At 37.9% G+C, this 18,873-nt stretch carries 18 protein-coding genes and 1 tRNA gene; 1 reads left to right on the forward strand and 18 read right to left on the reverse strand.

What is annotated here, in order from left to right:
- Window positions 1–67: 67 nt before the first annotated feature.
- From pulA to BIV20_RS14340, 16 genes are all read right to left on the reverse strand, one after another.
- A complete protein-coding gene (gene pulA, locus BIV20_RS14265; RefSeq protein ID WP_075721952.1) occupies window positions 68–2,689 on the reverse strand; it encodes a type I pullulanase in 2,622 nt (873 codons plus the stop codon).
- Between the two features lie 100 nt (window positions 2,690–2,789).
- On the reverse strand, window positions 2,790–3,830 hold the full coding sequence (locus BIV20_RS14270) for an aldose epimerase family protein (protein ID WP_075721951.1): 1,041 nt from the start codon (window positions 3,828–3,830) through the stop codon (window positions 2,790–2,792).
- 88 nt (window positions 3,831–3,918) lie between these two features.
- Window positions 3,919–3,989, reverse strand: a tRNA-Cys gene (locus BIV20_RS14275).
- Window positions 3,990–4,424 carry an ABC transporter ATP-binding protein gene (locus BIV20_RS14280; RefSeq protein ID WP_330554332.1) on the reverse strand — a complete coding sequence of 145 codons (435 nt, stop codon included), beginning with the start codon at window positions 4,422–4,424 and terminating at the stop codon, window positions 3,990–3,992. It abuts the tRNA gene before it with no gap.
- A 2-nt stretch (window positions 4,425–4,426) separates the two neighbouring features.
- The gene (locus tag BIV20_RS14285; protein ID WP_330554333.1) at window positions 4,427–4,780 is read right to left on the reverse strand and encodes an ATP-binding cassette domain-containing protein; all 354 of its coding nucleotides are present in this window, start codon (window positions 4,778–4,780) and stop codon (window positions 4,427–4,429) included.
- Between the two features lie 3 nt (window positions 4,781–4,783).
- Complete coding sequence (locus BIV20_RS14290) at window positions 4,784–5,566, reverse strand: ABC transporter permease (RefSeq protein ID WP_075721950.1); 783 nt, start codon at window positions 5,564–5,566, stop codon at window positions 4,784–4,786.
- Complete coding sequence (locus BIV20_RS14295; protein WP_075721949.1) at window positions 5,567–5,959, reverse strand: BadF/BadG/BcrA/BcrD ATPase family protein; 393 nt, start codon at window positions 5,957–5,959, stop codon at window positions 5,567–5,569.
- Between the two features lie 614 nt (window positions 5,960–6,573).
- Window positions 6,574–7,860, reverse strand: coding sequence for an IS110 family transposase (locus tag BIV20_RS14300; protein WP_075718156.1), 1,287 nt, complete (start codon window positions 7,858–7,860; stop codon window positions 6,574–6,576).
- 82 nt (window positions 7,861–7,942) lie between these two features.
- A complete protein-coding gene (locus BIV20_RS14305; protein ID WP_158024953.1) occupies window positions 7,943–8,998 on the reverse strand; it encodes an ABC transporter substrate-binding protein in 1,056 nt (351 codons plus the stop codon).
- Window positions 8,999–9,043: 45 nt separating this feature from the next.
- Entirely contained in the window at window positions 9,044–9,910 is an 867-nt protein-coding gene (cysK, locus tag BIV20_RS14310) for a cysteine synthase A (RefSeq protein WP_083655316.1), read from the reverse strand.
- Window positions 9,911–10,010: 100 nt separating this feature from the next.
- A complete protein-coding gene (locus BIV20_RS14315; protein WP_075721947.1) occupies window positions 10,011–10,169 on the reverse strand; it encodes a YezD family protein in 159 nt (52 codons plus the stop codon).
- 293 nt (window positions 10,170–10,462) lie between these two features.
- Complete coding sequence (locus tag BIV20_RS14320; protein ID WP_083655324.1) at window positions 10,463–10,615, reverse strand: YezD family protein; 153 nt, start codon at window positions 10,613–10,615, stop codon at window positions 10,463–10,465.
- A 512-nt stretch (window positions 10,616–11,127) separates the two neighbouring features.
- Window positions 11,128–11,991, reverse strand: a complete 864-nt coding sequence (locus tag BIV20_RS14325) for an Rpn family recombination-promoting nuclease/putative transposase (protein ID WP_075721945.1) — start codon at window positions 11,989–11,991, stop codon at window positions 11,128–11,130.
- Window positions 11,992–12,088: 97 nt separating this feature from the next.
- Window positions 12,089–12,919 (reverse strand): energy-coupling factor transporter transmembrane component T family protein, encoded by an 831-nt coding sequence (locus tag BIV20_RS14330; protein WP_075721944.1) that lies wholly within the window; start codon window positions 12,917–12,919, stop codon window positions 12,089–12,091.
- Window positions 12,919–14,643, reverse strand: a complete 1,725-nt coding sequence (locus BIV20_RS14335) for an ABC transporter ATP-binding protein (protein WP_075721943.1) — start codon at window positions 14,641–14,643, stop codon at window positions 12,919–12,921. Before BIV20_RS14335 ends, BIV20_RS14330 begins: the two co-directional genes overlap by 1 nt.
- 73 nt (window positions 14,644–14,716) lie before the next feature.
- Entirely contained in the window at window positions 14,717–15,274 is a 558-nt protein-coding gene (locus tag BIV20_RS14340; protein WP_075721942.1) for an ECF-type riboflavin transporter substrate-binding protein, read from the reverse strand.
- 340 nt (window positions 15,275–15,614) lie between these two features.
- On the opposite strand from BIV20_RS14340, the gene tnpC reads away from it, so the two are divergent.
- A complete protein-coding gene (gene tnpC / locus BIV20_RS14345; protein ID WP_143524481.1) occupies window positions 15,615–17,069 on the forward strand; it encodes an IS66 family transposase in 1,455 nt (484 codons plus the stop codon).
- Window positions 17,070–17,215: 146 nt separating this feature from the next.
- Here tnpC and BIV20_RS14350 read toward each other — a convergent pair whose 3' ends face one another.
- Both BIV20_RS14350 and BIV20_RS14355 read right to left on the reverse strand, forming a co-directional pair.
- Entirely contained in the window at window positions 17,216–17,974 is a 759-nt protein-coding gene (locus BIV20_RS14350; RefSeq protein ID WP_075721941.1) for a tRNA threonylcarbamoyladenosine dehydratase, read from the reverse strand.
- Window positions 17,974–18,795, reverse strand: coding sequence for a bacteriohemerythrin (locus tag BIV20_RS14355; RefSeq protein WP_075721940.1), 822 nt, complete (start codon window positions 18,793–18,795; stop codon window positions 17,974–17,976). Before BIV20_RS14355 ends, BIV20_RS14350 begins: the two co-directional genes overlap by 1 nt.
- Between the last annotated feature and the right edge of the window lie 78 nt (window positions 18,796–18,873).

Here is an 18,873-nt window from a genome sequence, read left to right on the forward strand (position 1 = left end):
AGGTTGCGCGAACCAAAAATTTTCGGTTCACACAACCTCTTCCAAAATCTAATATTTATATTTATTTTTATTCTTTTACCAGTACCATACAAGAAATTGATTCTACACTTACATCACCACTTACGGTTTCCAAAACTTCATTTCCTGCTGTCTGTCCTTTGATATATACATCCCAGTTTCCTTCCGGAAGTGTTACCGTAATATCTTCGTCAAACGGATTGTAGATAACAAATACATTTCCTGATGCTCCCACTTCTTCCGGCGCAATCTCATATACAACTGCTCCCTTATGTTCTTCCTGTGCATAGAACTTAATCTGTTCTGCAGTTGTACGCTCCATACGAAGAGAATCATGTGCCTTACGGAATGCAATCAATCCCTTGTAGAATTCATATACCATCTTGGTATTCTCATCATCTAAAGAATCCCACTTAATGCTATTTACGGAATCCGGAGATACATAACTGTTATCCTCAAAGGTTCCATCCTCTTTTACTTTAGAACGAAGCATTTCTTCTCCAGCCAGTATAAATGGTACTCCCTGAGAAGTGTACACAATAGATGCCGATAACAAATTCCGCTTCGTTCTGTTTTCTAAACTATCATCTGCACAAGTAATATTAATCTTATCCCACAAAGTAAAATTATCATGACAACTTGTATAATTAACTACCTGCGTTGCATCTGCAGACCAACCTGGTTTTCCTTCTGCGCATTTCATAATCGTGCTATAGGTTCCTATGATATCTCCATTAACATATCCAGACTCTTCTGCCTCAAATACGCTTCCTTTAATTGCATCTCTGATATTATCAGAAAACAGTGCCATTCCAGGCATATTCACTGCATTAGTCTGAGTTGCCAATTTTACATCGTCTTTGGTTGGTGTAGTATCTAAACTCCAACCTTCTCCATACATGATAATGGATGGGTCAATTTCATCTAAAGCTGCACGAATCGCATTGATGGTATCCACATCTGTCAAGCCTACCAGATCAAAACGGAATCCATCAATATGATATTCTTCTGCCCAGTATTTTACAGAGTCAACAATATATTTAGATACCATAGCTCGCTCAGAAGCTACGTCATTTCCACAACCGGAACCATTTGCCCATACTCCATTCTCATTAATTCTATGGAAATATCCCGGTACAATCTGGTTAAAGCAATAATCTTCTCCACTATAAGTATGGTTATATACTACATCCAATACAACACTAATATCGTTGTCATGAAGTGTCTGAACCATCTGCTTAAATTCTTCTACACGCACTTCACCATGATATGGGTCAGTGGAATAAGAACCTTCCGGTACGTTATAATTCTTTGGATCATATCCCCAGTTATACTGATCGCTGTCTAATTTGGACTCATCTACTGTAGCGTAGTCATAAACCGGATTCAGATGAAGATGAGTAATACCCAATTCCTTCATATGGTCTAATCCGGTAGCAATGCCACTGGCTGTCTTAGTTCCGGTTTCGGTCAATCCCAGATATTTTCCTACATTAGCAATTCCTGAACTTTTATCTGCTGAAAGGTCACGAACCTGAAGTTCATAGATAAATGCATCTGTAATTTTCAGGTCTGTATTTGGACGTTTATCCTGGTCCCATCCCTCCGGATTGGTAGATGCCATGTCTATAACCATAGCACGGTTACCGTTTACACCGGTTGTCTTCGCATATGGGTCACATGCTTCATTTTCTTTTCCATCTACTTTTACAGTATAAGTATAGTAAACACCGTTTAAATCTCCGGACTTCTCTACACTCCATACACCTTTGTCGCCTTTTTTCATCTCGACTGTTTCGATTTTATCATCTTTTCCTGCTTCTCCTTCTTTATAAAGATTTACAGAAACAGCATCTGCAGTAGGTGCCCATACCTTGAATGTAGTTGCATCCTTTGTCCAGGTTGCTCCTAAATCATTTCCATCATATGTATACTCTGATTCAAATTCCTCTGTGGAATAAATATCCGGCATACTAGCTTCCACCGGACTTCCCTCTTCTAAAGATACATAATATTTTCCTTTCTTTTGAAAGAAGTCTTTGATTCTCGCAATTCCCTTTTTCTTGTTTACTGAAATTTCTGTCTTTTTCATTTCTTTTAAGTCTCCATCTAAAATCTTGATATTTTCTATTTCTTCCTGGCTCAGCTCACCGGAAACCTTAAATTCCACAGTCTGATAATCATCCTTTACATGAACATCATAAATGCTGACTCCAGTCTCTACATCGTCTCCCATAACAACATCAAAATCCTCTTCTCCTGATGTCACATATACATCTACGGTTCCTGCAACTACTTCTGTAAGATCTACAAAACGGTCCCCATCGGTATCCTTGGATTCCCATTCATTTAATCTTACAATAAATCCCAGCTGCATGGTCTCCGGTGCCAAAGTAATGGTGGTCACCACTCCTTTCTCATCCTTTGCTTCTTCGTCGAATTCATAGGAACTTCCATCACCATTTGTCCAGAACCATACATTCCAACCATCGTAATTATCATCACTTCTTAAATAATGCAGATTCACCGTAATCTCCTGCGATGTACTCTGTTCTTCCTTCTGTTGCGCCTCTTGCGATGCGTCTGTGTTATTTTTTCCGGCACATCCGATTATTTGGCACACCATTGAGACTGCCAGTAATACGGCAGCCAATTTTTTCATTTTCTTCATAAAAAACCCTCCCAATTAGTCCTCATTACCTATATAATAAAGAACCAGTGGGAGAGTGTACATATCAATTTTCTTTTATTCGTGTTGTTTTTTTATGGTCCTATTTTAAATACAAACGATAAGTAGTTTTGGAATTATACTGTTCTCCTGCTTTTACAACCGGAGATGCAAAATTTTCCTGATTTACTGCATTTGGATAGAACTGTGATTCCAGACAAAATCCCTGACGGTCATGATACTCTGCGCCACTTTTTCCCTTGTGAGCCTGAATAAAGTTACCCGCATACAATTGCACACCGCAGCAATCTGTTGATGCTTCCATTGCGATTCCATTCTCTTTACAATATGCATTTGCCATTACTTTCATCTCGCCCGGCTTTTCACTCAATACATAGTTATGATCATATCCTCCGGCAAGTTTTAACTGTTCAAAGTCTGCATTAATATCACGTCCAATTGGCTTCATTACCCGAAAGTCCATAGGAGTTCCTTCTACCGATGCAATCTCACCTGTTGGTATGCTTTTTGCAGCCATTGGTGTATAACTATCTGCAAAAATCTGCAATTCCTGCTCCTCCATGGAACCACTGTCATGTCCGGCCAGATTAAAATAAGAATGATTGGTAAAATTCATAATGGTATCCTTATCTGCTGTTGCCTGATAAGAAATCTCCAACCTATCTTCTTCTGTTATGGTATATGTTACTTCTGCTGTCATATTCCCCGGAAATCCCTGTTCTTCCTCCGAACTAAAATGGGTAAGGGTAATACTATTATCTGTAATCTCTTTTACATCCCACATAACCTTACTAAAGCCATTTTTTCCGCTGTGAAGGTTATTCCCATTATCGTTATCTTCAATCTTCCATGTTTTTCCATTTATCGTAAACTGTGCATTCGCAATACGATTTCCATTCCGTCCTACTGTTGCACCGAAATAACAACCATTTCTCTGGTACCCTTCTACGCTGTCATATCCCAGTACCACATCTCTTTCTACACCATTTTTATCCCGGAAGATAAACGCTACCAAAGTCGCACCATAATCTGTAACCTTGATTGTAGTGTGATTTTTATTTTCTAACACATATAATGCTGCCTGCTCTCCCTTATCTGTTTTTCCAAATGATACCTTTTGCATTTGTAGTTCCTCCTGCATTTTTCTAAAATCATTCCTATAGGTTTCATTTTATACCGATGCGAAAGCAAATACAACTATTATTTTTCAATGGTACCGCCTGGATTCGAACCATGGATAAAGATTTTGCAGTTCTCTGCCTTTCCCTTTGGCTACGGCACCTTAGATCACATAATCCTCTTGCTGATCTTGTTCCTTGAAAAACTCAGCCATAATATCTTTTTTGATTCTTACAAACTCACCGGAACTTCTATATCTTGGTCTTGGAAGATTCACATCTATAATCTGTTTCACTCTTCCCGGTCTCGAAGATAGAATTACAATTCTGTCTCCTAAATAAATCGCTTCTTCAATATCATGAGTCACCAATATCATCGTTTTCTTTTCCGCTTCCCAAATCCGTTGAATCTCTTCCTGCATATTGATACGTGTCAATGCATCCAATGCACCAAACGGCTCATCCAGCAACAGCATTTCCGGATTCTCTATCAGCGCACGCGCAATACTAACTCTCTGCTGCATTCCTCCTGATAACTGATTTGGATATGACTTTCCAAAATCACTCAACCCCACCAACTCTAAATACTGATATACCATCTCTAACTGCTGTTTTTTTGATAATTTTTTTTCTTTTCATAACTTATTCCAAAAAGAACATTTTTTTCCACTGTCAGCCATGGAAATAATCGAGACTCTTGAAATGCCATTCCCCGTTCTACTCCCGGTCCACAAATCGAAACTCCATGACTACTTATGTCACCTTCACTTTGATGCTCAAGTCCCCCGATAATTCTCAACAAGGTACTTTTTCCGCAACCGCTGGCACCCAAAATACTGATAAATTCTCCCTTTTTTATTGTAAGATTGATATCTGACAATGCTTGTACATCGCCTGTCTCACACTGAAATGTTTTTTCCAAATGAGAAATTTCCAATGCATTTTCTACACTCATTTTTTACTCCTTTCCCTTGGCATTCCACTTTAACAATCTATTTTCTATTTTCCTAATCAAAATATTTATCAGCCATCCAATGATACCTATCGTAAATACACCTACATACACTTTATCCGGCCTCATCATTTCTCGGTTATAGGTGATAAAATAACCCAATCCGGAAGATGATGCTATCATTTCTGAACCAATCACACTCAGCCACGCTGAGCCAATTCCAATCCTCAGACCTGTAAAAATAGACGGAAGTGCTGCCGGTAGTATAACAGATACTACAGTATCTTTTTTGTTCTTCGTAAATATCTCTGCCACTTCTTTATACTTAATATCTACATTCCTTACACCGTCTGTGGTATTAAGAAGCACTGACCAGAAACTACCAATCGCAATGGCAATTACCTTAGAAGTTTCACCAATTCCACAAAATACTATCAACACCGGGACCCATGCCAGAATTGGAACGGGTCGTAAAATTTCAAGCATAACGGAGAGAAACCGTTTCACCAGAGGTGACAGCCCAAGAATTACTCCAAGGATTACTCCAAAAGATGCCCCTACAACATATCCTATTCCAACTCTCTTTAAGCTCATTGTTATATGCTTTAACAGTGTTCCCTCGTTTCCCATTTCCACCAATACAGCAAACAATTTTGAAGGTGATGGCAAAATACTCGGATTCAATAATCCTGCCAGACTTGCCACCTGCCAAAGTAGCAATAACCCAACAGGTATTATGACTCCTAATATTTTATAATCTGCCAGCCTCTTTTTCCTTTTTCCATGCATTTACAACCCGCCTCCCCAGCTGGATTTGATTTCTTTTGCATAATCATGAGCATAAATGGCTGCACCTAATGCCCCTGCCAGAGTTGCATCTAACTTTGTGCTCCCCAATTCCATTCCCAGCACTTCCTGCACCGCCTTTCTCATTCCGGGATTATTAGATACTCCACCCGTAAAGAGCACCGTATCATCCAAGCCAATTTTTTTCAGTAGATTTTTTACTCTTCTTGCTGTTGCAATATGAATACCTGCTGCAATATCTTCTTTTGGTGCTCCCTGTGCTTTAAGAGAAATAACCTCTGATTCTGCAAATACAACGCACTGACTACTAATATCAATTGGATTTTTGGAAGTTACTGCCGCTTCTCCCAACTCATCCAAGTCCAGTTCCAACAATTGCGCTACTCTTTTTCCAAAAGTCTCTCTGCTTCTTCATAATATTTGTTGGTAAAAATATTAGAAACATCTATTGTTTTCTCCAATTTTCCTCCCTATATAGTCAAGTCTTTTTTCCCTTAAAATAAGGGATTTGTTTAAATTGTTTCTCAGTAAAACGAGCCATCATCATGGATATTTCTCTGCATCTGGTGCAAAAATAGTGGTTTCTGGGTACACGAATTAAAACGTCTCGATTGTTTCGTTTTAAATGGCCTTGTGTATACCCGTCCCTCTATGGTGATGTACCTCCCATGTCTACCAGGATCATCTCACATTTTGGAGAGTCCTCACTTCCTTCGTTCCACCTATCCATAACCAGGGTGTCAGCTTAGCTCCTTTGCAGGGTCATGCCCTCTGGAAAATATTCCTGCCGACTACTGGCTCATACTTTGTAAATTTTGTTACTGACTGTTTCTATGAAAGCACCTTGCGGCGGACGTTTACCTCTCATTTCCACTTTTGCCGATTACTCAGCTTTTATTCTTGTCAGCCCTTATCGTGGCTGAGCAAAACAATCCTTTCCTAATTGCTTTGTTCAACCGCGATAACAAGCTTGGGTTTCTGTGTTTCTTTTAATTCAGTGCCAATGCCGGACGCTGTATATCTTCAAGCATTTTCGTTCCGTCATATGCAACACCCTTGGTTAATATCGTATAAAATATACGTATTACCTTACACGCAACCGCTATTACCGACTGCATTTTCTTCAATGGATTCCGTTCTCTTGTTCTATAATAATTATGGATTTCCTTAAACTCTGCATTCTTTCCTATTAACGATATTGCCGCTTCATATAAAACATAGCGCAGCCTTTTTCTTCCACGATAACTGATATGACTTTCTCCGTTATGCTTTCCTGAATCATTGCTAACGATTGCATATCCGGCCAACTTCTGTAACTGCTTTGGATTGTCAAAACGTCTTATATCTCCAACCTCTGCAATAAATCCACAGATTGTTATCATACCAATCCCTTTTATCTCCAAGAGTTTATCTATATATGGAATCTCATACAGTTTTTCTTCTATTGTCTGCATCAAATCATTCATTCGACAAGTATACATTTCATAATCACCAAGCAAAATCTGAAGTTCTACTCTTGCTGCTTCTGGTGCTTCTTGACTTCCGATACTATGCTCTGCTTTATTTACCAGGGTCTTTGCCCTCTTAATTCCTACTGCTCTCAGCTTCGCATCTCGCCATATTTTATTCACTCCATCAACTCCAAGTCTTACGATATCCCCCGGCAATGGTGCCTGCTTTAAAATCATCATTCCACTTACGGCATCAAGATTCCCATAAACATCCTTGTATTCTGGAAAGTAAATGCTAAACCAACGTGCAATTCGATTTTTGATTCGAGTTATTTCTTCCTGTGTCTGGAATCTTAAATTTGAAAGATTTCTTATTTCCGCATAAATTCCTGATGGAATATATGGATAGGAAAATCTTCCTTCGTTTACCAACGCAGCAATTGTCTTCGGATCTTTTCGATCATTCTTGTTCGGATTATTGTCATCCAATTCCTTTGATTTTTTTACATGATGTGGATTCACATGCACCGGGCGCATTCCTAAGTTTTGTAGAAACATTCCTAAACCAAACCAGTAGTGTCCTGTAGGCTCCATGCCTGGGAGCACTACCTCTTTGTCGTGATTTTCAGCAATTTCATCCATCCAGTTCTTAAACGCCATAAAACCTTCTTCATCATTGCTGAATGCAAATGGTTTTCTTGAATACTCATAATTACGCCAATCAAATGCTCTTGCATAATGCACTTGACTACCAACATCAATACCAACAATCAAAGTTTTTTCTGTTATTGATGCAATTTTACTGTTTTGTGTGTTATACTTCATTTTAGATACCTCTCTGTTTAATAAGATTTTTTACTAACCGTGCAAAGTCAGTAATCTTATTTTACACTGAGGTATTTTTTTCTCAACCTTCTTTCTTGGAATCCTCTACATTTTTAATTATACAGGAAGCTCCATTTACCAAAAACTCTACCGCCTCTTCAAATGCCTTTTTATCTTCATCATCAAATTTATCTTTATAAGTCCATCTGTCAACAGATACTAATTCTTCAACAGAATAGTCTGTATTTTCTGCAATCACAGACTTCACTTCGTCCCTATGTTCTTCTGTGTAATCCTGAATAATTTTTATCTGCTTTACAAATCTGGCAACAATTTCAGGATTTTTTTCTGCAAAATCTGTATTCACAATGTTTAATCCTGCACTTGTATTTAATGCACTATCACTGATATCCAAGGGAAATAAATCCGAACGCTGTGTAAACGCGTCTACATTTGGTCCTACCGTACCGATAGCATCTACTTCATGATTTAACACTGCCGAATACAAATCATTTGTTGCTGCTATATTTACTATCTCAACATCTTGCTCCTCAACACCTGCCTGCTGAAGTGCTCTTAAAACATTTGCCTCTGTTGCAGAACCGCCCTTTAACGCAAGCTTCTTTCCCTTCAAATCAGCTACTGTTTTTACCTCATCTTTTAAATCTCCAGACACTACTATGCCATACGATTTCAAATCTACTGCGGTCAAGGAAATTGCTTGCACCGGCGCACCACTTGCATACCCATTAATAAGTGGAATATTTCCTATTCCTGTTGAAAAATCAAGTTCTCCTGCTGCTAATGCTTCTATAATTGGTGGACCATAATTGAATGGAATCCACTCTACCTCAATGCCATCTTCTTTAAATTCATCTTCAATCCACTCATGCGTTGCATCTATACTGTAAACATTATCAGCTGAGGTTGGCTGATATCCAATCCGAATCACCTTTGCTTCATTCAGTCCTTCTCCCAAAAATTCATTTTCCTCTTGCGCTTCTCCCACTGTTTCGGCCTGTTCATTTTCTACTTTCTTTGCTACCTCATTTTTTGTTTCTGCATTGTCTCCGCATCCAGCCAAAACTCCTGCTAATATTCCTATTGTTGCAATTAATACTGCTATTTTCTTTTTCATTTTCTTTTCCTCCGTCATATTCATATATACTTTCTAAATTCCTCGTCAATCATCAAACAAACTCGTTGACAAATATCTGTCACCGGAATCCGGCAGTAACACAACAATTGTCTTTCCCGCATTTTCCTTTCTTTTTGCCAAAATGGATGCTGCCTTCAACGCTGCCCCTGAAGAAATTCCTACCAAAATTCCTTCTGTTCGTGCAAAGACTTTTCCCTCTTGATATGCATCTTCATTTTCAATTGTGACAATTTCATCGTAAATCTGTGTATTTAACACTTTTGGTACAAATCCGGCTCCGATTCCCTGAATTCTGTGCGGTCCCGGATTTTTTCCGGACAATACTGCACTTTCTGCCGGTTCCACTGCTACAATTTTAATCTCCGGATTTTTCTCTTTCAGGTACTCACCTACTCCAGTAATTGTTCCTCCTGTTCCTACACCTGCAACAAAAATGTCTATTTTTCCAGCTGTCTGTTCCCATATTTCCGGTCCGGTGGTTGCTTTATGAATCCTTGGGTTTGCTTCATTTTCAAACTGCCCCAACAGGAATGAGCCTTCAATCTCACGATTCAACTCTTCTGCCTTGGCAATGGCGCCTTTCATTCCTTTTGCACCCTCTGTAAGCACTAGCTCTGCTCCATATGCTTTCAACAACTTTCGTCGTTCCACGCTCATAGTTTCCGGTAAAGTTAGAATTGCTCTATACCCTTTCGCCGCAGCTATTGAAGCAAGTCCAATTCCGGTATTCCCGGAAGTTGGTTCAATAATAGTAGCTCCTGGTTGAATATGACCTCTTTTTTCTGCATCTTCTATCATTGCCAATGCAATACGGTCTTTTACAGAACCTGCCGGATTGAAATACTCTAACTTTGCTAAAATCGTAGCTTGATTGATTCCTGTCTTTTTCATATTTGATTAAATTTCTATTCTTTTTAGACAGAATATAATTCCTCCTGCCGAAAAATATATTTTTTGCATCTGTCTTCTCCTCTCCCAAAATAACGTTAAACTATACTAATCTAATTTTGACATTTGTGTCTAACTGAACAATCTTTCCTTCATGTACCACAGCTGTCACTGAACCATACTGAATGCTTTCTATTTTCTCCTTTATTTGTTCCAAAACTTTTTCATCTATTTTTCTTTTTTCTTCATTGAGATTTACCATTTACTCCACCTTCTTTCCCTAAAATGCAAACTGGAGGCTTCAAATCTAAATGATTCAAAGCCTCCAGTTTGTCTGGTCGGTTTTATTTCCTATTTTCTAAGTAGGAATAGTATGGTTTTGTACGTTGTAATAACAATACACTTATTATTTTTATTTGTCAACATTTAATTTAAAAATTTTCTAAATTAATTTTATTTAAATCGTATTTCCCATAAATACAAAAAGGCCTTAAATCATAAAAATGATTTAAAGCCTCCAGTGTATCTGGTCAGTCTTTTTCTATTTTATTTCTCCTACTTTAAACGTACTTTTTCACTCTTTTCAATCTGAATGATTTTCCCATCCTGAATAATAATAGATACAACCCCATACTGGATGGATTCTATAAATTCAGCTATTGTCCTTAGCTCCTCTTCTGTTACGGCTTTCCCTTTTTCCTTTTTCATATCCTCACCTTCCATTCGTCACCTGCCACTACATATTATAATAGAAAAAAGGAAGCTGCCTTGCTTCCCATCTTTTATAAGATATATATCTACTCGTTCTTCAACACTTATCTTTTAAGTATTAACGAATCTCTGATATATTATATAAAGAAGGGAAGTATATTAAACTTTCGGTATAACACATTATCGACATATCCATATTCCTATATAATTTACAAACTTTTTCCGCTATTTTTTTTAACATATTCCCTTTTCTCCTTTCCATATATTTCCTATCGCTTTAATAGGATATTAGCACTTTGTAACTAGTTTGTCAATAGTTTTAAACATTTTTTATTTCCAATGATAAAATATAAGATAGGCTCTCTACACTGCTTTTACTTTAATTCTAACTGGTAAAATTGCGAATTGCTTTTAGATAGTACGTTTTTTTCGCACTAACAGACTCTTATATCAGGCAGTCATAAATGACTGCCTGATACTTTTTCTTTTGAATGGTTTGTGAATGATATTTACATTTTCTCTATAAATTCTTCTATAGATGTAACTTTAGCAGCTAGCTTATGCCACTTTTTTAGGATCTCTACATCTTGCTGAGCTAATATCTTCTCCGTCAGTTGCTCTGGAACAGAACCATAGTCCTCTAATAATTCCAAAATATCTTCGACTTTTCCTTGCACTATTCCCTGAGATATTCCTTGAGATATGCCATCTTTCTCTCTGGACCTTAACAATTCTTCGAATGTCATGTACCTCGCCTCCAGATCTCTCTCTTTTTTTAGCTTGCTTATCTTGTTATGCAACTTATTGATAGACTGTTCTGTTACCGTTGCCACATAGGCATCTGTACTGTTTTCCATATACTCCAGAAAATGTATCAGTTCCTCCGGCACTTCATCTCTATTTTCTCCCCTGGTGCTTAGAAATATTTTCTTCGTTTCGTCTCCTAACGGGAAATCCCGTTCCAAGCACCGTTCTTCAAAGGTATATCGATAAAGCTTCTTCCCAAAGGGATCAAATGTACAAATGAATATGACATATCCGGGTTTCAAATCGTTAAAATCCTGTCCCGGTTTTAGGGATGACACATCCATCTCCGCCTGATGATAACGGCTTCGTTTTGGCAGATTCCCTTCGTTTTTGTTCTGCGCTTCCACATTGTAATTGACTTCTATTTCGTCATTAGCATAAATATCCAGCCTCACGCTACGAAAATCTGAACTAATCAAAATACTGTGTTCTGCATGGACATTCACTGGTGGAAGCTTTTCTCCAAGTATAATCTCCAATACAAGCCGACATGTCTCCGGGTCCTCCAATGCTGCTGCAAATAAGAATGCATTGCTTAAATCTAATTCTTGAAAACTCTTTTCCATACGTTCCTCCTGACTGCAAAACAGTGCAGAATAGAACCTATCTATAGGTTGATTATAAGCAATATTTTAAGGCATAGCAAGTGATTTCTCCATAAATTTATGCCGCAAATGGATTATAAAACCGACTACCATCCCAAAAAGTAATCACAAGTGCTGCCGCAACAAACACTACCGTTATCAAAATAACCAAATAGTCGTTTCTATTTAAAGGTTTGCCTGAATACCATGTCCTCTTTTTCTGCTTTCCGAATCCACGCAGTTCCATAGCATTACTTACTACATCAATTCTATCCATACTGGAAAAAATCAACGGAAAAATAATTGCTGCCATATTTTTTACCCGTTCCATAAGAGATGCCTTCTTTGACATCTCGATTCCTCTTGCTTCTTGGGCATGTTTTATCTTTTTAAAATCATCCTGTACATCCGGAATATAGCGAAGTGCGATGGCAACTGCATAACCAATCTTATAATTCACTCCAACCTTATTCATAGACGCTGCAAATTCACTCGGATTCGTAGTAACAATAAACATGAAGACTGCGGGAATTACTGTTAAATACTTTATCATTACATTGAATTCATAAAAAAGCTGCTCCACGGTTAAAGTATAACTACCAAATAAATGAACAAGTACTGTTTCCGTTCCATATATTTTTGTTCCTTGATTTGGTGAGAAAATAAAAATTGCCAGTAGGTTAATTATCAAAAACAACATAATGAACTTAAATACGGTCCCAACCTGCCTCCACTCTGTCTTTGACATAATAAAAATAATCATGCTGCACACTAACATCACCAGTAAGACCCGTGTATCATAAGAAACCATACTGGTAATTGACCAAAGGAGGAAGAAAACCAGCTTTGTCACACCGCTTAATTGATGAATCCATGTGTCTTTTTCTTCATAGGACAATACTCTGGACATTACTCTACCTCCTGTCTGCTTTTCTCTCTTTCAGCTCGCTCATACCCAATAAATCGTTCCACAAAATCTGATGCCTCTTCTATTCCACATCTTACTGCTAAATCATAAAGCGATGTTTTCTTTAAATATGCCTTTTCTGCAATTCCCTCATCCGTTAATACATGCGAAGGTGTGTCGTCTGCCAATAGCTGTCCATCTGCAATAACAATGGCTCTATCCGTATATTCCAACATCAAATGCATATCATGTGTGATAATAATAATTGTAATTCCATACGTTTCATTGAGTTCCTTAAGGAATTCCATAATCTCTGTATAATGCCGGTAATCCTGACCTGCTGTTGGTTCATCCAAAATAATCACGTCCGGATTCATAACCAAAATAGATGCAATGGTAACTCGCTTTTTCTGTCCAAAACTTAATGCAGATACCGGCCAATTTCGGAATGGATACAAACCACAGATTTTCAACGTTTTATATACCCGCTCCTTAATTTCTTCTTCGGGTACTCCACGCACCTGCAAACCAAGTGCTACTTCCTCGTAAATCATGGCTTTACTAATCATCTGGTTCGGATTCTGCATTACAAGACCAATCCGCTCTCCTCTCTCTCGAATGGACTTATCTGCAATATCTTCTCCATTTAATAAAATATTTCCTTTATCCGGTTTAATAAAACCACATATTAAATTCGAAAGCGTTGATTTTCCCGCACCATTTTTACCAACAATACTAAGGATTTCCCCTTTATCTACCTTGAAACAAATATCCTTCAGAACCGTTTTCCCCTGGGTATAGGAAAAACTTAGGTCCTGAATCTCCAGTACCGTTTCATTCTTTTTTTCTTTTTCAGGCAAATCAACGGTATAAAACCATTCTTTTACATTCTCTTTATAGGTGTCTAGCTGCATTTCTTCTATATGCTGTGGCTTTGCATCCGCAGAAATTTTGCACCCAGCGTACTTTAAGGCAGTAATATAAAGCGGTTCACGTATTCCTTGTTCCAGCAGCACATTCATAGACAATAATTCATCGGGTGTAGTATCTGCAACAATTCTTCCATTTCCCACTACAATAATGCGGTCAACATCGCGATATAAGGCATCTTCTAACCGATGTTCAATAATAAGAATTGTTGTTCCCCGTTTCTTCTGTATCTTATCAATTAAATCAATAGCTCTTTTCCCTGTTGCAGGGTCCAGATTTGCCAATGGCTCGTCAAAAAGAAGGATATCCACATCATCCACCATGACTCCTGCCATAGACACTCTCTGTTTTTGTCCTCCTGATAATTCCCGAGGTGCATGGTTCAAAAGGCTTTTCACATCTACCATTTCTGCTACAGCATCTACTCTTTCAAACATCTCCCCCTGAGATACTCTGTCATTCTCCAGCGCAAATGCAATGTCCTCTGCTACTGTAAGTCCTATAAACTGTCCATCTGTATCCTGCAATACGGTACCTACCATTTTTGCCAATCCAAAAATCCCCAATTTCGCGGGATCCTGTCCCTTTATAGAATAGCTCCCTGTAATCTCTCCATTATAAGAAAAAGGCACCAGCCCATTGATGCAATGTGCCAGTGTAGACTTTCCCGAACCGGACGGTCCCACAATCAAAACCTTTTCCCCCGGATAAATAGCAAGTTTAATATCATGCAATGTGGGTTCTTTCTGTGAGTGGTATTTAAATGAAAAATTTTTAAATTCAATAATTGGTTCCATTACTTTATCCTTATCTGTTCTTTTTTACGGAAAAACAGCACATACAAAATATGTGCTGTTTGACATTTTACACCTATTCTTCTTCCTTTGTCAAACTGGAGGACTTTGCTCCAACCTTTGAATATCCTACTGCAATCAAGGTACCAAGAATTGCCACAATAATAATATTACCTAAAAATGCCCATGCTCCCTGTGCAAAAACTTTATTTGCCGGCTCCGCATATATAAGAATATCTAAAGCTGGTGCTACACCAATCCATGCAATGGCATTTCCTATAATCTGAACTACATTGAATAAGACAATTTGTTTTTTTCCAAATCCACCCTCTTTAATGGCAAATTTACGAACAAACAATCCAACCAAAATACCAAGAACTGCTTCCGGGAATACCCAACTCCACCAAACACTACCATAAAACAACGCATCTCCAAGTGCATGACCGATAAGTCCTACCGCGCCTCCAACAACAGGTCCAAATACTGCTGCAAGAAATACCAGCAAAGCCGCTCTTGGTTGTAATGCTGTGTTCGGAATAAATCCTAACGGAATCTGCACTTCCGTAAGTGCTACGAATAAGGCTGTTCCAATACCAATTGCTACTACTTCTTTAATTCCAAATTTTGATTTCATGTAACTGTTCAGAACCTCGATAAGTTCGTGTGATTTGATTTTGTATAAAACAGAGAATTTTATTTTTTTCTGTTTTGATAAAAATCGCTTTATTGTGGATAAGAGAAATTATAATTGAAAGTTTTCTTATCCCATGTGGATTGATATATTTTTCCACTTATATTTTATTTCAAATCCATCGATTTTCGATGATTTTGAATAGATTTAATACCATTTGTACTCAAAAATTTAATACTTATCCACCGTCATTTTTACCATAAGCGGTTTTCTTAAGATTCGCTTATTTCCTTGAATTTCGTTATAATTATACTATAGAAATCAAGGAAAGAAGGTGGTCTGTTTGCCTATTAATATCACAATGGAATTCGTTCAACAGTTAATGGATCAGAATACTGCTTTGACAAAGCAGGTATCTGAAATGAACGAAACAATTAAAGAGCTTAATCAGACCATCAAAGAACTTAAGGAGCAGCTCAACAAAAACTCCAAGAATAGTTCAAAACCACCTTCAAGCGATGGACTTAAGAAACCACCGGTAAATAAGAATCGTAGTCTGCGTCAAAAGTCTGGTAAGAAGCAGGGAGCTCAGAATGGCCACGATGGAACATGTCTTTCTGTTATCGCTGAACCTGACATTATAGAACCACATATGCATTCTGATTGTGATAATTGCCCTTATCATGATAGCTGTCTTGATAAAGCTTGCATCAAGGAGACTCGTCACGAAATTGATGCTGAAGTAAATGTAAATGTCACAGCACATCAGCTTATTGTAGTAAGAAACTGTCCTCTTCATAACTGCCAGAAGGCAGGTTCTTTTCCTGCTGGCATCAAAGCAACTGTGCAGTATGGTAAAAACTTACAAGCAATGGTAGTCGCTTTTAATACTGTTGGAGCAGTAAGTATTAATCGCACTCATGAAATACTCAGTAGTGTATTCAACATCCCACTATCAACTGGAACCATCAAAAACATGGTGACTCGATGTGCCGATGTTTTAAAGCCAACCTATGAAAAGATTTATTGTATTATGACGAAGCTTGGGCTTATTCATTGCGATGAAACAGGAACTCGTGTTGATGGCAAGACCTGGTGGGTTCATAACGTTTCAGATATGGATTATACCTATCTGAGCATCCAACAGAAACGAGGGCATCTTGGAATGGATGCAATTGGAATCCTTCCATCTTTTCAGGGTATTGCTGTCCATGATTGTTGGGCTTCATACTGGAAGTATCCAGATGTGAAACATGCGGTATGCTGCGCACATCTATTGCGTGAGCTTAACGGGATAATCGAAAACTATCCCGAGCAAAAATGGGCTCTACAATTCAAAGAACTTCTTCTTGATATGAAAAAGGTAAGAGACAAAGCTCTTTTAGGCGAAAAAGATGAAATCAGCTATTATCATCGACATAAGTTTGATAAGAAATATGATGAAATCATCAAAACCGCATATGAAGAAAATCCTCTTCCTGAAGAAACCATAAAAAAGCGTGGTCGCAAGAAAAAGAGCAAGGTATTAAATTTGATTTGCAGACTACAGAATTACAAGGCATCAGTCTGCCTATTTATAAATAACCTCTGTGTACCTTTCGATAACAACCAGGCTGAACGAGATTTAAGAATGATAAAAGTCAAAACTAAAGTATCAGGCTGTTTTCGAAGTGAAGAAGGTGCACAGGAATATTTAACAATTATGAGTTATATCGGAACCGCTCATAAGCATGGAATCAATGCATTCACAGCGATAAAAGAATCATTAAATGGGAATGCAGATATCATCTTTGCTTAAGACGTTCTGAACAGTTACGATTTCATAATACATTTCCTCCTTGATGTACATATTATTTTTGTTTCATCATGCCTTCCTTTTCCATATATTTCCTACTGACTTAATAGGATATTATCACTTCATATCCTATTTGTCAATAGTTTTTACTATTTTTCCGCAGTCAAATCCTTCACGACTTCTCCTGCAATAATCAATCCTACTACTGATGGTACAAAAGCATTACTCCCTGGAACCTGACGACGCTGGGTACACTTCCGTACCGTTCCCGGCGGACAGATACAGTTGGTTTTACAACTGATTGCCATATCATCTATCGGCACTAGCGGTTTCTCTTTGGAATAAACGACCTTCAACTTCTTGATTCCACGCTTCTTCAATTCCCGGCGCATAACCTTTGCCAATGGACAGACAGAAGTCTTATAAATATCTGCCACTTCAAAGGCAGAAGGGTCCATTTTATTTCCTGCTCCCATAGAACTAATTATCGGTGTTCCAGACGCTTCTGCCTGCTCTACCAACTGAAGCTTACCGCTAACAGTATCAATAGCATCTACCACATAATCATATTGAGAAAAATCAAACTGCTCTGCGGTATCCGGCAAGTAGAAGGTCTTATAGATATTAACTTTTGCATCCGGATTAATATCCAAAATCCGTTCCTTTGCCACATCTACCTTATACTTTCCTACTGTCTTTCTAGTGGCAAAAATCTGACGATTAATATTGGTCAAACACACTTTATCATCATCAATTAAATCCAGCGTTCCAACTCCACTGCGTGCCAGTGCTTCTACTACATAACCACCAACACCGCCTATTCCAAAGACCGCTACCCTGGCATTTGCCAATCGTTCCATTCCATCTTTTCCTAGTAATAATTCTGTTCTTGAAAATTGATTTAACATTATTCCTTACTTTCTTCTCCAATCATTTTATCTGCTTTAAGAATATGATTAATCAGCCATCCCAAAAGAAACTCCATAAGTTCTTCTAAGTACTCTTGCTGATGATCGTCCACATCCTCCAGATTAATCTCTGTTAACTTTTCTACAAAAGCTTCATGAGCGCGCTTCTGGGCGTCCAAGCGAGAATAACCAATGCTTTCCATATATGCTTCCTCATCTTGGAAATGTTTCTTGGTATAGGCCTTCAACTGTTCCAAAATATTTACGATTTCATCATACTTATCGTGCAGAAGTTCTTCCTTAATGAGACTATTTGCCTCTGCTATAATTTCAAATAACTTACGATGCTCCTGATCTATCAGCTCTATGCCTGTAAAATACTTTTCCGTGAAAACACAAAAGTCGGCTTCTTCCTTCAGCGGCTGCAACTTTCCTATCATAATATCGCTACCTAGAATATGATGGTAAAGCCATTTTGTAAGGTAAAACATCATTTCTTCCAAAGTTTCCTGCTGTTCTTCCTCACTATCCTTGCACTGTATGTCAAGAGCATCTATTTTCTCGCAAAAATCCTGATGCTGTTGTTTCTGCATAGCAAGCTCGGGATCATTTATGCTCTCCATATACGCCTCTTCATGTTCAAAATGAGTATCTGCATATTTTTTCAAATCATCCAGCAATTTATTGAGCTGATGATACTTATCTGTAACAATATTATTGTGTAGCAATTCCATAACTTCATTAATAAGTTCAAATAAATGACGATGTTCATCATCAATCTGTTCAATTCCTATCAAACAATCTTCTGTAAAATAATACATGATACTACCTCCTGTTCCACGCGCTTTTCCAACTATTCATTATAGCACAAATTGAAAAAAACAGACATATTTTTTCAT

Origin of the sequence: Roseburia sp. 499 (genome assembly GCF_001940225.2) — a bacterium.
GTDB lineage: Bacteria > Bacillota > Clostridia > Lachnospirales > Lachnospiraceae > Petralouisia.

Coding starts and splice junctions, on each gene's coding strand:
- BIV20_RS14330 (WP_075721944.1), bottom strand. CDS start 12,919: ATGTCCAGAGTATTGTCCTATGAAGAAAAAGACACATGGATTCATCAA.
- cysK (WP_083655316.1), bottom strand. CDS start 9,910: ATGAAAAAGACAGGAATCAATCAAGCTACGATTTTAGCAAAGTTAGAG.
- BIV20_RS14340 (WP_075721942.1), bottom strand. CDS start 15,274: ATGAAATCAAAATTTGGAATTAAAGAAGTAGTAGCAATTGGTATTGGA.
- BIV20_RS14305 (WP_158024953.1), bottom strand. CDS start 8,998: ATGAAAAAGAAAATAGCAGTATTAATTGCAACAATAGGAATATTAGCA.
- BIV20_RS14320 (WP_083655324.1), bottom strand. CDS start 10,615: ATGAAAAAGGAAAAAGGGAAAGCCGTAACAGAAGAGGAGCTAAGGACA.
- BIV20_RS14335 (WP_075721943.1), bottom strand. CDS start 14,643: ATGGAACCAATTATTGAATTTAAAAATTTTTCATTTAAATACCACTCA.
- BIV20_RS14290 (WP_075721950.1), bottom strand. CDS start 5,566: ATGCATGGAAAAAGGAAAAAGAGGCTGGCAGATTATAAAATATTAGGA.
- BIV20_RS14355 (WP_075721940.1), bottom strand. CDS start 18,795: ATGTATTATTTTACAGAAGATTGTTTGATAGGAATTGAACAGATTGAT.
- BIV20_RS14285 (WP_330554333.1), bottom strand. CDS start 4,780: ATGAGTGTAGAAAATGCATTGGAAATTTCTCATTTGGAAAAAACATTT.
- BIV20_RS14270 (WP_075721951.1), bottom strand. CDS start 3,830: ATGCAAAAGGTATCATTTGGAAAAACAGATAAGGGAGAGCAGGCAGCA.
- BIV20_RS14280 (WP_330554332.1), bottom strand. CDS start 4,424: ATGGTATATCAGTATTTAGAGTTGGTGGGGTTGAGTGATTTTGGAAAG.
- BIV20_RS14315 (WP_075721947.1), bottom strand. CDS start 10,169: ATGGTAAATCTCAATGAAGAAAAAAGAAAAATAGATGAAAAAGTTTTG.
- BIV20_RS14325 (WP_075721945.1), bottom strand. CDS start 11,991: ATGGAAAAGAGTTTTCAAGAATTAGATTTAAGCAATGCATTCTTATTT.
- pulA (WP_075721952.1), bottom strand. CDS start 2,689: ATGAAGAAAATGAAAAAATTGGCTGCCGTATTACTGGCAGTCTCAATG.
- BIV20_RS14350 (WP_075721941.1), bottom strand. CDS start 17,974: ATGTTAAATCAATTTTCAAGAACAGAATTATTACTAGGAAAAGATGGA.
- BIV20_RS14300 (WP_075718156.1), bottom strand. CDS start 7,860: ATGAAGTATAACACACAAAACAGTAAAATTGCATCAATAACAGAAAAA.